Source organism: Acerihabitans sp. TG2, assembly GCF_035013185.1.
Lineage (GTDB): Bacteria > Pseudomonadota > Gammaproteobacteria > Enterobacterales > Enterobacteriaceae > Acerihabitans.
Map to the genome: position 1 here is coordinate 1 of NZ_JAYGJO010000037.1, position 13,761 is coordinate 13,761.

8 protein-coding genes and 1 pseudogene are annotated in these 13,761 nt (G+C 54.2%); 3 read left to right on the forward strand and 6 right to left on the reverse strand.

Translation table 11 applies throughout. The features are described 5' to 3' along the window. Positions 1 to 169 (reverse strand): annotated as a pseudogene (locus SJI19_RS22125) (hypothetical protein); the annotation flags it as partial. Positions 170 to 313: 144 nt separating this feature from the next. Between SJI19_RS22125 and SJI19_RS22130 the strand changes: the two are divergent. After that, positions 314 to 532, forward strand: coding sequence for a SymE family type I addiction module toxin (locus SJI19_RS22130; RefSeq protein ID WP_323480459.1), 219 nt, complete (start codon positions 314 to 316; stop codon positions 530 to 532). A gap of 148 nt (positions 533 to 680) precedes the next feature. Then, on the forward strand, positions 681 to 770 hold the full coding sequence (locus tag SJI19_RS22135; RefSeq protein ID WP_323480433.1) for a hypothetical protein: 90 nt from the start codon (positions 681 to 683) through the stop codon (positions 768 to 770). 77 nt (positions 771 to 847) lie between these two features. On the opposite strand, the gene imm45 is transcribed toward SJI19_RS22135, so the two are convergent. Continuing rightward, positions 848 to 1,159: an Imm45 family immunity protein gene (gene imm45, locus SJI19_RS22140; protein WP_323480460.1), complete on the reverse strand. Its 312-nt coding sequence runs from the start codon at positions 1,157 to 1,159 to the stop codon at positions 848 to 850. Then, entirely contained in the window at positions 1,159 to 1,497 is a 339-nt protein-coding gene (locus SJI19_RS22145) for a colicin E3/pyocin S6 family cytotoxin (RefSeq protein ID WP_323480434.1), read from the reverse strand. The genes imm45 and SJI19_RS22145 overlap by 1 nt, the downstream gene beginning before the upstream one ends. Between SJI19_RS22145 and SJI19_RS22150 the strand changes: the two genes are divergently transcribed. Continuing rightward, on the forward strand, positions 1,496 to 1,708 hold the full coding sequence (locus SJI19_RS22150; protein WP_323480435.1) for a SymE family type I addiction module toxin: 213 nt from the start codon (positions 1,496 to 1,498) through the stop codon (positions 1,706 to 1,708). The genes SJI19_RS22145 and SJI19_RS22150 overlap by 2 nt on opposite strands. Before the next feature lie 43 nt (positions 1,709 to 1,751). Here the strand turns inward: SJI19_RS22150 and SJI19_RS22155 are convergent, their stop codons facing one another. From SJI19_RS22155 to SJI19_RS22165, 3 genes are all read right to left on the reverse strand, one after another. Continuing rightward, the gene (locus tag SJI19_RS22155) at positions 1,752 to 2,204 is read right to left on the reverse strand and encodes a hypothetical protein (RefSeq protein ID WP_323480436.1); all 453 of its coding nucleotides are present in this window, start codon (positions 2,202 to 2,204) and stop codon (positions 1,752 to 1,754) included. Then, a complete protein-coding gene (locus SJI19_RS22160; protein WP_323480437.1) occupies positions 2,201 to 10,891 on the reverse strand; it encodes a hemagglutinin repeat-containing protein in 8,691 nt (2,896 codons plus the stop codon). Before SJI19_RS22160 ends, SJI19_RS22155 begins: the two co-directional genes overlap by 4 nt. An 87-nt stretch (positions 10,892 to 10,978) precedes the next feature. Next, entirely contained in the window at positions 10,979 to 12,646 is a 1,668-nt protein-coding gene (locus tag SJI19_RS22165; protein WP_416347586.1) for a ShlB/FhaC/HecB family hemolysin secretion/activation protein, read from the reverse strand. Positions 12,647 to 13,761 lie beyond the last annotated feature (1,115 nt).

Consider the following 13,761-nt stretch of genomic DNA (forward strand, 5'->3'; position numbering starts at 1 on the left):
GTATTTCGCCCCATAAACGAGATGGCCACAGTAGTCAGATCTTTCGCCAACAATCCGAGTGACCCTACCGCTGCCTGGTTTTCCGGGTCTGATGCAAACGCTGCAAATTTCGTCCATCCGGGACTATAGCATCTATCTTCGCCAGATCCTGGCCGTTCCACTGTTGGACGGAGTTGTTGAATAAATCGGTTTTGATCAGAAAATCATTTAATCATTCAGATTAGATTAACGTAAAATCAATCAGTTACAGATTGCCATGATCCATAAGCACACATCAAAATGACTACATTTCGATTTATTCAACAACACCGCTATCAGTCTCAAAGGGAAGTGGCTCACCGAGGCCGGATTTACCGACGGGATGCTGTTAAAAATACGCATCATGCCCGGCTCACCGCGCAGAACACCCGCAAGCTGTGGCACTGTCTGGAAGGACTCAGCATTGAACCCTTTGACCCGGACGCCGCCGCCAACTGGCTCAACCATTACCCCGGTGGCCTGCGGTTCACCGAGTAATCACTCTCACCCCTGACCATACCGGGGGTGTTTATTTTATCGGTGGGGTGTCGGGGCATGGCCCTGACCGGATTGTTTTGGGGATCACGGCCAGCGGGCTGTGGCCACAAAACATTTCCTGTCCGGCAGTTGAGTCTGATTAACGGTTCACGTTCGAACGTTGGTTGGAAAACATCTGCTTTAACACCGACCAACCGGTGATTGTCACCGTTGAGCGGGGTAAATTGGTGATTGTGTCTGAGATTAGATTTTGAACGGTAAAATCGGTGATCCCAGCACGGAGGCCGGGGTCTATTAAGCAAAGTCCCAGCCGTGAGAGCTGGGATTTTGTTTAATCAACAGGGGTGGCTATGTATTCATCAATTATATGAACATCTTCAACATTACATTCTGGATAAATCCATTTTGCCCAGTTATTGACAACCCATTCAGTGCTTAAAGCTCTACCTTCAGTTGATCCACTTTCAATCGGCAAAGATATTAAAATTAATCCTGCTTTATGCCCTGAAGAGACAACCAACCCATGGGTATCAAATAAATCAATGACCATAAAATCTACCCATGCTTCATATGGCCAAACAGCTGGCAGTCTAAAAACCGAACCTCGTTTTATGGATTTATTTTTATAGTCAATCAATTTCATCATTTCACCTTTAAATCATGACCGCCTGATTTATCAATACTGTTAGGGATTTTTTGCATAGAGAAATCAACTTCGCCTAAATGCTTACCTTTCGGGCTAACAACCTCAAATCGTCCATGCTGCGTATCAAGAGCATAAAGATTCCCATCCTGACCACGATACACATCACGACTACCATTCTTTTTAGTCAACTGATTATTTTTAACCATGCCGTTCTCTGCCGCCACCTTCGGAGCTGTTTGTTTTACGATAGCTACACGCTCTCCAGGAGGAAGATTGGCCAAGCCTTTCTCAAAGGCCCCAACGGTAATCCCCCCGAAAAAGCAGGAGTTGATCATGACTGAACGCGATTCTACGTCAGAACCCGCCACACCCCAAGCTCGCCGTTACGCCGTCGGTTATCGCCCCAACGGCGGCAGACCCAACCCCAGCCCACAGCTGACGATTAAAGGTAAATGGCTGGAACAGTTGGGGTTTACCACTGGGCAACCGGTGAGTATTACGGCTGAGAACGGCTGTTTGATTATCAGGGCTGAGCTGAACGTCTGAGGCTAAAAAGTAAAATCCCGCCACTGAGGGCGGGATTTACCTATCATATATGTATGTTTTCGCATGTGCCGTCTATAAAAATAACAGATACTTCTCCGTTATTAATCTCGATATGATCTATATATTCAGTAAAGCCAAAAAACTTATATTCGTTAAGAGTATTTCTATAAAGGATAACAACCTCAACTTCACACACAATGAATATATATTTCTCAGCAACATCAATATTATATAAAAAACATGATAATGAAAGTCTTTTCAGTAGCAGATGATCGTCAATATTAAAGAATGCAACTGATTGATCACAACCAACAACAATAACTCTTCCGATTACTAAGGTCACAGGAGACACTTCACTTTGAGCCGAAAAAACGAACATCTCAACATCACTATGATATAGACAATAATAATGTCTGGCATAACTTTCATCATGAAAAACAACAGGTAAATTGCTAGTATAAAAATCAGTCTTGCTGATGGACTTTAACGTAATCATTTGCTCTTACCTGATATTTTAGGGATTAATGTCGTAATTTTTGGCACTGCATCCATATTACCTTCAGGATAAAAGAAACTAACCTGAATAGATCCCTTATCTGACACACCAATACTCTTAGTCACGGTTGTGCCATAACCATTTGATTTACTTGATATCAAAACCCCATCACTAGCTGCTTGATTAAATACCTTAATCAAAGCTTGCTCATTATTTATACCTAATGTACCAAGATCTTTCATGTTTTGAGCCGACCTTTGTATATTATGTGGGTTCCCAGTTGTCACTTTACCAAAGAAATAATCAAACTTACTTGGATCAACATTATAGCCCTGAGGTGATAGTGGCTTACCATCATTTCCCGCCCCCATACCTGTAGGTGATTTCCCAGGTAATACCCCATCTATTGCCATTTTGGTCCCAGCAATGACACCGATAATCGTGGTTGTAGTCATTACTGAGTCATAGCGACTTGCCGCATCATCCCAGCTAAGTTTACCTTTATTAGCTTCAACAATAGCCGCAATAGCACTGTCACGCGTGATGCTAGCAGGATCTAGACCTTTTAAGATCGCAGCTGTATTGGCTGCATCATCTGGATACAGATCTTTGTATACCAAATTATAGGTGACATTTTCGCCATACTTATCTAAGGCATTTTGTGCTTGGGCCGTTAAAGTTCCACAGGCACCTCCACCTTTATTGCCCTTCGTACAAGCATCTTTAATAGCCTGATCTCGAGCCTTATCGGTTTCATCAAGCTGGCCAAGACGGGTTTCAGCCTGTGTTTTTTCATCTCCTGATAACAAGCCGTTCTTCAGTTTGTATTCCAGCGAGAACTTCTCTGATGCTTCATCACGGCTCAGATAGTTATTCTCAACCGCATTCTTCCCTGCCACCACCCCAACCGCACCACCGGCCCCGCTATTGCCGGCCACCGCGCCAGCCAGGCCTGCCGCCATACTGCCAAGCGCCGAGATGGTCTGCTTCTGCTCTTCCGTGAGCTCGCTGACTGTTTTATTCGGATACAGTTCGGCCATGATGGCCTGGGCTGCCAGTTCGCCACCGGCTGCACCGGCTGCGCCCGCCGCCGCTGAATTACCCTGCAAATAGGCCACCAGGCCACCGGCCAACGCATGGCCTACGGTGTTGGCGACAATATTCACCTCGTGGGTGTTGGGATCCGTGGTGGCTTTTTTCACCGCCAGCGCCAGGTACGGTGCCAGTCCGCCTGCTGCCGCCTGGCTTAAATCACCTCCGGCAAGGCCTGCCAGTGCGCCGCTGATGGCCGCGCCCGCCATGGCGTAGGGGCTGCCGATGCCGTATTTTTCCTGCGCGGCCTGATAGGCTGGCGAGGCCTCGACCATCTTCTCTTGTTCGTCAGCGCTGGCGCTATTGAAGGCCGCCGAGTTCTTCGCTAAGTCATCGCGGGCCGCATCCTTGGCGCTTTTCAGCTGATATTGCAGTGCATCCTGTACCACTTCGGTACTGACCCGGCCCACCGCCTGAGTAAATACCAGGTCACTCTCGACCTGCTCTTTATCGAAGATCTTGTCGATATGGCCGTTGGCGTCGGCGGTGTTGTGGCTCAGCGTCGTCACGTCCTGCTGCTGGTTCGCCTGGTCGCGAACAATTAGCGTACCGTCGGCGATGGCCGAGCCGGTGGTGCCGGCGGCGCTGCCGCTTTGGCTGACACTCAGCCCCGGCTGCATGAGGGCCGTGGTTTTCCCGGTTTTTTCGTCGTGGGATACGCTGCCGCTCAGGCTATAACCGCTGGCGCTGTAGTCGGCGTTGTTTTTAATCTCGTTCCAGCCCAGGGTGCCGGTGGACAGCAGGTTATTCGTGGCGTCGGCGGTGGAGGCGATCACCGCGCCGTTGAGTTGGGTGTGATTACCCACGGTGATGTCATAACCGCCGTCGCCGGCGAACAGGCCGCTCTGGGCGCCGACGCTGGCGTATTTGCTGTCGGTTTTTGAACTGCTCATGCTCAGCGAGGCAGAGCCGGTCATGCTGCCTAGCGTAAAGCTAAAACCGCCCGAGACGGATTTCTGCGCCCGCTGGTAGTCTTCCAAATCCTGCAGGCTGGTGATGGTCAGGTCGCGGCCCACATCGGCGACGATCTGGTTGCCCAGCGCCTGCGCGCCGTTGAGCACCGTGTCGCGCCCGCTGGTCAGACTGAGCTGATCCTGGGCGTTAATGCGCGAATTAAGGTAATCGGTGCTGCTGCCGGTCGATTTATCCGTGGCCCTATAACCGTTGGCCGAGACGCCGATGCCGGTTTCCGAGCCGACGGAGATATGCACCCCAACGTTCCAGCCACTGCTGTTGCTGTCGGTTTTTTGTTGGGTGGTGCTGTCGGCGGCATCCAGGATCAGATCGCGGTTGGCCGACAGGGTGACATTCTTGCCGGTGACGCCGCTGCCGGTAATATGCAAATCGCCGCTTTGGTTATGGCTGCCGGTGGCCACCAGATTGACATCGTTGCCGGCGGTCAGGGTACTGCCCTGGGCCTGTTTTTGCGCCAGAGCGTTCAGGTAACTGCTTTTACTGGCGCCCACGCTGAGCTCCAGCTTGACGCTAGCGGAATAGTCGCCCTTGGCCAGTTCGGCAGCTTGTTTCAGTGCATCTTTATTTTGCGACGCCGCCCAGCCGGTGTGAATGGCCTCCACCGCATACAGCGCCTTCATGCGGTTATCGCTGGTCTCACCGGCCTGGTTGACCAGGCTGCCCAGGGTCAGCAACGCGTCGGTGACTGGGCTGTGCAGGGCCAGGGTCAACCCGCTTTGTTTTTGCTCGTAGCTCTCCCGGCGTTTAAGCAGGTCATTGCCCTGATCGATGGTGATCTCACCAGCCACTACGTTCAAGTTGTTGCCGGCAATCACCTGGGCGTCGCTCAGATGGGCCTTGCCCCCGGCGATGATATTGACGTTGCCGCCGGTGGCACCGAGGGTGCTGACGCTCTGGCTCTGGGTAGTGCCGTCCTGGTTGATCTCCTGACGCATCGATTTGGAGCCGAAGGTCACGCCAAATCCGCCGCCGCTGAACATGCCGCTGGTTTTTTTCTCTTTCAGCCGGTAGCTCGATTGCTGTTCAGTGGCGGCGGTGATATCGATATTGTTGCCGGCCTGCAGCGTGACGTGATCGTCGGCGATCACCGACGAACCAGTGATGCCGATATTATTGCCTGCCGACAGGTTGACGCTGTTGCCGCTAAGTAACGCCCCTTTTTCGTGGGTGACGTAATCTTCCTTGACGGTATGGGTCGTGGTGCTGGAGAACAGGTGCTTCGACGTAGTGGTTTTTTCAGCGAAGTGGTAATCGCTCTCTTGGGCGGTATCGAGGTTGATATCGCGTCCAGCGGTGACGCCAATCGCCCCGCCGGCCTGTGCCTGCGCGGCAGACAGCTTGATGTCCTGTCCGGCGTTCAGCCTGATATCGCCGCCGGCGGTCAGGGCGGTGCCCTGCTGGCGGATCGACTCGTCTTCCTGCCGGCTTTGGCTGCCATGATTTGTGCTGTAGGTATCGCTTTGCAGCGTGTCCAGATTAATATTGCGACCGGCATTCACCCCCACACTATCGACCGCCGCCAGTGTGGTGCCCTCGGTATTAACATCACGACCGGCCCGCACACTCAGATCTCCGCCGCTGTTCAACGTGCTGATCGTGCCGCTGCTGGTGTGGCGCTGACTGTTCTTGGTGGTCTGGCTGCTGTCGCTGGCGCTGGCCAGCAGATTCACATCGTTGCCTGCTGCCAGGGCCATGCCGCCGCCGGAAGCCAGGCTGCTGCCGTTGACGGTCAGATCGTTGCCCGCATTGACGTTTAAGGCGCCGCCGGTGTTGACGGTGCTGGCCTGCGCCCCGGTCTGTTCGCTGGTGTTATGGGTGTTCCAGCTTTTTACCTCGCGGGTCTGGGTTTGCGCCAGAGCAGCGATGATCACATTGTTGCCGGCAGTTAGCGCGGCACTGCCGCCCGCCTTGAGGGTGGCGCCAATGATTGAGATATCTTTACCGGCCGACATCACCAGGTTACCGCTGGCGTTAATCGCTGCGGTGTTGCCGGTTTCGGTGGCGCTGAGCGAGGTCTGGGCCGGGGTCCAAGGGGTGCGTTTGTCCACCCGACCAACCGACCAGGTGTCGCTTTGGGTCTGGTTGACGATGCTGCCGTTCAGGCTGGTGAGGCGCACGCTACCGCCCTCAACCGTCGAGCTCAGGTTGCTGATGTCGTTTAAGGCGGTTAAATCCAGACTGCCATCGGATTTGAGCAGTCCGCCGCCCTGGTTAGTGATTGTGCCCTGACTGGCGATATCAAGCAATTGCACCGCGTGTACCGCGCCGCTGTTGGTCACACTTCCGCCACCGCTCAACGCCACCTGCTGGCCACTGATCACGCTGCCCTGCAGGGTGGTGTCATCGGCTTTGGCCAAATACAGTTTAGGCGCCAGGACGATGTTTCCATCGACGTTGATGGGCTCCCACCAGACGATGCTGTGGGTCAGATTGGCCACCTGCTCCGGCGTTAGGCTCACGCCGAACTGCAGATTGAGGGATTGTTGCGCCGCCGCTGCGTTGTCCAGCAGGTACTGCATTTGCGCCAGATCGGAACCCACGCCGTTAAGATAACGTTGCCCGGTTTGGCTGATCATCGCATTGCTGATATAGCGGGTATCAAACGCCGCGTCGCCGAGAAATGGGTGGTCGTAATCAGCCTTGAGGTTAAGCTTATCGAGTAAATAGGCCGAACCGAGGAATTGTTGTGTGTCAGTCCACTGGCTGTTGGTTTCCACGGTGGCATGGGTGGTGGGTTGTTGCCCAAGCAGTCCCTGCAGGTCATTAAACACCGCGCCGTCCACTTTGCCCAATTGCTGCAATTTGGGGTTAGTGGTGATCAGGTAGTGGCTACCCGGTTGGCTATTGAGCACAAACAGGCCGTTATTGCCGCTGGGCAACGGATAATCCGCCAGCGGGTTTTCACTCAGTTGCCGCAAGCCGGTTTGAATTGCCGCGCCCAGATCGGCGGGCGTCAACGCACCGCTGTGCCCGGCTCCGGCGCTGTGCGGATCCAGCGTATTGATGGCGCTCAGCGCGGGGGCGCTCAGTTGATGGTCGATACCACCGACATTCGGTTTTACCGTGGTATTGCTAATGTCCTGGTTAAAACTGGCGTTCACCGCGCCGCCGGCCTGGATCAGTGCATTATAGCTCTGGCCGCCGCCGGTAAAGGCATAGGTTGGCGCACCGTCGGCGGTATAAGCGACGGTATTGCTGTAATAGCCACTTTGATGGGTTGAGGTGGTGTGGTAATAGGCCGGCGCTTCGTCGAGGGTCTGATTGGGCCGCAGCAGCGTATTGTTGGCATTTGGATTGACAACCGAATACTTATATTGCTGATATTGCGTGGTGGTGCCTTCCTGGTAGGAGGTATTACTTAAGCTATCGCCATGCAGATTGATATTATTGCTCGCCAGCACGTTAGACGCGACATTTTCCAGGTTGCCGGCATAAGCATTAATATCATGTCCGGCCACCAACCGCCCGGCGTTGCCGGTGGCGGTCACCCGAAAGGTGGTGGATGCCACCGCAAGGCGCTGGATATCCGCCGTTGGATAGGCCACGTAGGTATAATGGTTAGCGTAAAGTCCGATACCATGCTCGCCGGCGTTGCCCCATTCCGTCATGTAATGATAAACCCCGATCTCCCCCGGCTGAAACCAGCTCACCGGGATCAAAACCGTCGCGCCATTGGCCCAGGTCGGTACCGCCAGCGCGTCGTGGGTCTGCGTCACGTTAAACCCATCCCGCTGGTTAAGCAGATGTGCGGTGGCGATATTGATATCGCCATGTTGGGTTTCGATATCCCCCGAGGTATTGATGATTTCGCCGTTGGCGTTACCGTTGGCATCACGTTGCATCCACAGGCTGTTGCCGGCCAGGATATCGCCGCGCAGGTTATGAATGCTGTTAGCCAGCAGATGCATATTGCCGCCGGAATACAGCAGGCCGGTATTGGTCAAGGTGGCGACGGCCTGTAGCAGCAGATCACCTGAGGTGCCGACCAACCCCTGGTTATTAATGCCGTTACGGCTGGTGAGGGTGACGGCACCGCCGGATTGCAGGCTGCCGCCCGATTGTAGGTTGAGCGCGGCGGCATCGAGGGTTAACCCGCCGTTGCCGGTCACCACCTGCCCGCTGTTGGTCAGTGTGCCGCCGGCAATCAGCTGTACGCTGTTGCCCTGCAGGGAACCGCGCTGGTTGAAATCGCCATCGGCGCGCAGGGTCAGGCGTTTGCCCGCCGCCAGCTGCGTGCTGAAATCCAGTCCGCCGGTGATATGACCGTTCAGGTTGCCCAGCGCCAGGAACCGGCCGTTTTGTTGCAGTCTGCCGGTGGTGAAAGTCAGATCCTGCGCACTGTAGATACGCCCGCTGCTCAGATTATCGATCGTCGCCGCCTGCAATGCCAATGTGGTCAAACCCAGCAAGGTGCCACTGTTGGTCAGGGTGGTACTGTTAACGATGGCATTGCCACCCTGCAACGTGCCCTGATTGATCACCACCGGCACGGTCAGTTGCAGGCTGTCGTTGGCCAGCAGCGTACCGTTATTGTTGAGTTGGTTACCGTTGAAAACCAGTTGCTGAGCCTGCAGCCAACCGTCATTGGTGAACTGACTCGCCGACAGGGTGGCCAGGCCACCGGAAAGTAGTTGGCCACCGGAGAGGTTGTTCAATGGCCCAGTTAACGCCAGGGTCTGTCCCTGAATATTGCCCTGGTTGGTCAGTTGCGCGGCGCTGAGCGACGCGGCCCCTTTCGCCAGTAGATTACCGTCGTTTTGCAACGTGCCGCCCAGGCCCACGGTCATGTCGGCCAGGGTGCTGATGGCGCCGCGGTTATGCCAGTCACCACCTTGATAATCCAGACTCTGACTCTGCCAGGAACCTGCAGTATCGGCCCGGTCCGCCCGTACCGTCAGGCTATCGCCGGCCAGCAGACCGGCTGCCGACAGCTGGGTTAATGACCGCACGTTGAGCGCCGCGTCGTTTTGCGCCTGTATCTGGCCACGGTTGTTCAGACTATCGGCGTTTAACGTCAAATCACCGGCCTGGATGCGGCCATTGTTGTCAAGCTCAGTGCCGGCAAACGTCAGTTCGTTTACTGCCAGCAACTGCCCACCGTTGGTCAGGCTGCCACCATGAAAATGCAACCCGGTGCCCGCCAGCATTTGACCCTGCCATTGGCTACTGTCGCTGAGATTAAGATTGATATTGTGCTGACTGCCCAACACGGCGCTGTCACCACCGGTCAACCCGGTACCCTTGACGGTAAGATCGCGGTTGGAGGACAGTTGTCCATCCAACCGCAACTGCTGCCCGCTGATAGTGAGTTGGCGAGCCTGTAGCCGACTGGCGGCATCAAGCTGCAATGTCCCATTGGCGCTAAGCTGCGTGTCGGCTGCGGTGCCTTGGCTATCGTTGAGGCTGACGGTGGCGCCGTTAAGCGACAAAGTGCCCTGCTCGCCAATGTTACCGTTACTATCGATACCGGCGCTGAAGGTTGCGTTGTTGGCACTGAGCCGCCCGGTGGCATCGAGTTGCAAGGCACCGCCGGCGGACACGGTGGCATGGTCAACGGCCAGATCGCCGCGGCTGTCGAGCGCCATGGCATCGTGTGCCGTCACATTGCCGCCCAGTTGCACGCCGTGAGCGCGGGCGTTAAGTCCGCCTCGGGCTTCAGCATGGTTCAGCGTCAGTTTACCGTCGGCCGACAAGGTCAAATCGCCAGCACCGTTGGTGCCGCCTTGGGCCACGGCATTATTTACCGTCAGATCGCCCGCCGCCGACAATGCAATGCCGCCGGTGGCGGCGCTAAGGTTGCCAAGATTGACACCCACGCCCTTGTCACTGGAGACCAGCCGGATACGGTTGGCGTACATGCCGCCCAGCGCGCCGGTATCCACCGCCACCCGGGGTGCGTCGTCCGGGTTACCGAGTGCGGTAATATTGCCCGCCGCATCGATACGATTGGCCCCTACCGCCACGGTCAATGTTTTGGCGTACAGGCCGGCATTGATTTGCGTCGCCCTGGCCAACAGTGAAAATGCATCGCTCTGGCTGGCATCCAGGCCTCGGCCCTCGACGATAATATCCCCTTGGGTCACCTCCAGCGCCTGCAAGGAACCGTCGGCGGCCCACACCGGCTTACCGGTGGTCAGGGTCGCATGCGGGGTGTTGATAAACCCGCAGCCGTTACAGGTGATACCGTAGGGATTGGCCACCATCACATTGGCCGCTTTACCGGCCACTTCCATATACCCTTGCAACTGGGAACGGTTGGCACCGACCACTTCGTTGATAATGGCTTTAGCTTCCCGACCGGCCTGCAGATTGGGATTATTACGGATCAGGCCACCCAGTTGGCTTTTCGTTAATTTATCCGTGGCGTTATTGAGGATCAGCCCTTCGTTGCCGACGTTAAATTGCTGATATTGATTATGCGAGATACCGGCCTGATTGGGGGTGGCGATATTCACCACCGGCACGCCGTTACCGGCCTGCAACGTTTGGGTATTGCCCGTTGCGACGCTGATGCCGGCCGCCAGGGCCGGAAATAGGGGTTGCCAGGCCAGCAGGGCAATCAGCCAATACGCTAACAGACGACGCCATAAACCCACCACACGCTCAACCGGAGAAATCATCGCAGCCATCCTTCCTTTTATAACAGCGGTGTCATGACTGCGGGGTCATGACAACAGTTTCATCACGACAGTTTCATCACGGCCGCGTCACAACAGCACGCCGAGGCGGTAATAAACTGAAACCCGATCGGGGGAAAGCTGGCGCGGATACGCCAGTGGCCAACCGACGGTGAACTGACTGACAAAAGACGCATTGGCACTGCTAAGTCCCACGGCGGCGCCCCACAGGTTACCGGCGGAGTTGGTATCCTGGCGATCGTGGCGCAGATAACCGCCATCCACCGCCACCACCGCGCTGATATCCCCCAGCAGCGGAACGACACCGACCGGCCGGGTGATTTCATTGCGCCAGTAACCGCCGTTATCGCCAGACAGGTACTGTTCTTTAAAACCGCGCACCGAGCTGTCACCGCCGAGAGTCATGCGCTCGGTGCCGTATAACCGATCGGGTGTCCACTGACCGGTTACACTGGTGAGATAGGTGAATTGGCCTGCCAGCGGCAGGTAAAAACTGGCGGAGGTGCCCCACTTGGTAAATTCGGCTTTTGGCGCACCCTCGACCCGATCATCATCATTTTCCGCCCCTAGCCAGGGCACACCACGGCTAAATGAGGGAGACAACGTGGCATAACCACCCCACAGTTTTTGGCTATGGTTGATGCCGCCGGTCAGGCTGGTGAATTTATGGCTGCTGCTGTCAAGGCGGGTGTCGTTGAGATAGTTACGGCTGATGCGGTATGCCAGCCCCAACGATAAACCGGTTTTCATTTCACCGTTGCGATAGATAACCCGCGACAAGGTGAACCGGTGTGCCTGGCTGTCGCCGGTGGAGCGCCAGTCATAACCTTGCGAGCTGATGGTATTCACATAATCGCTGTAGCTGTAGCTGTAATCCAGCAACCAATAACCGTAGGGCAGGCTAAAACCGGTTTGCAGGCTGCGGGCATTGCGACCGTTCATAAACGCGCTGCTGCGTGAACCACCGATATACCACTGATCCGCCAGTCCCAGCGGATTATTGACGGTCAACGACGTGGTAAGTTGGCCGACGCCGGTGCTTTTCTGACCACTGTTATCGAAGCCGGCGTTCAGGAAACCCGGGTGTTCCGGGGTGGCGGTCAAGTTGACCACCGAATAACCCGGCAGGCTGCCTGGCTGGATATCAATATGTACCGGCTGGCGCCTCAACCGGTTAATTTGCTCCATGCCCTGTTCAATATCACGCAAGTTAAGGATTTTTCCCTCCAATCCAGGGAACGCGCTGTGCAATAAACGGGCATCCTGATTTTCCAGGCGGATAGCCTGCAATTTACCTTCCATCACCACCAGACGCAGCGTGCCTTGCGACAGATCCTGGGCGGTCAGGAAGGCCCGGCTGGTGATATAACCTTGGGCGATATACCAATCCGAGACCTGCTTCACCAATTGATTAATTTGCGCTACACCGACACATTGGCCAAGGTAGGGTGCGGTTAACTGCTGCCGGACGGCGGCGGGCAAGGTTTGGGCGCCCTGCAGCTCAATGCGGGTCAGGGTAAAACAGGGGCCACCGGTGCTAGGGAGCCCAGCCGGTGCCTCGGCGCGCGGCGGTGTCACGCGTTGTAACGCCTCGCGCTGCTGGCTATCCTGCTGCAACTGACTACGTTGCTGCTGCTCAATAACATCCCGCTCCGCCGGACTGAGCGTCGCCGCCTGAGCGCACATTGAGCACAGCCATAGCAACACCACGGCGTTAACCGGATTACATCTTTCCATGAGTCAATCCTGCTGCCACCAAACCACGATGGGGCATTAAACCTAGGGCCGGACCCTGTCCCGTCATCGTACATGATCGCCACTGGCGATCATGTAACGGGCTGTATCCGTTCATAAATTTTTTTATCGGCAGGCAAAAGGTAAACTTTAGTGGTGATTACCCTTATTTAATGCACGGGAATCGTACTGCGGGGAATATTGTCCGTTAGGTCCTACGGTGATAAACGGTCTGCGCGGTTGGCTGGACAATGGCAACAAGACCAATCTCGCGACGGTGGGAACAGGGATAGCCACGCCCTGGGCTACTTTTTGGTATTTTTCACCAAGAATATTATGATGATCATTAATGCCTCCTTTTTCAGTTAACCACAAAGTCGTCATTTTGAAAAAAGGTCAATATATTACGTACACATTGTGAGTTAAAGGCCAAATGTCATCCATCAGTGAAGAAATTGATAATTAATTAACTAAAGTAATTAACTTCATATTATCTATGTTCTTCGTTTGATCACCCTGATGCCGATGATAAAACGCCGTTACCAGGTTAAGTATTCATACCCGCCGAACGGTTATTTTGCCACAAGCTAGGTATTCCCGAGGTCATAATTAGCGCTTGACTAACCCGCGCCGGCGGAGATTCACTGTCATCTGTAGCAGATCATTCATTTAGTTATCGACCTAATAGGTGTAATGTCATCTATTATCGCCAAATTCCATAAGCTTGTAATATATTCATGCTATTGATTTATATTAATATTTATTTAATAATATGGCTAATATCACAATTAACTCATAAATAGACATTCCTTAATATAATATTAATCTACAGTGACTAATATGCTCACCTGGTAAACTCTGCTGTCGATGGTTTGACACGTCATTTTTGTTGGCGGGCATCTTGCCTTTAAAAATTGCCAACAAATAGATTGCACGACAACTATTAACCTCATGGTACCTATTTTGTCACCTGGCAAGATCATACCAGACACGAATAACAAATAACTGAATTACCATTCCAGGGTAGGTCTGGCTGACATTGGGATATAGCGTTATGACCGACTATGTAATGTTATGCATTGGTTTATTATTCCTAAGCTTCTGCTTCGTTTAAAATC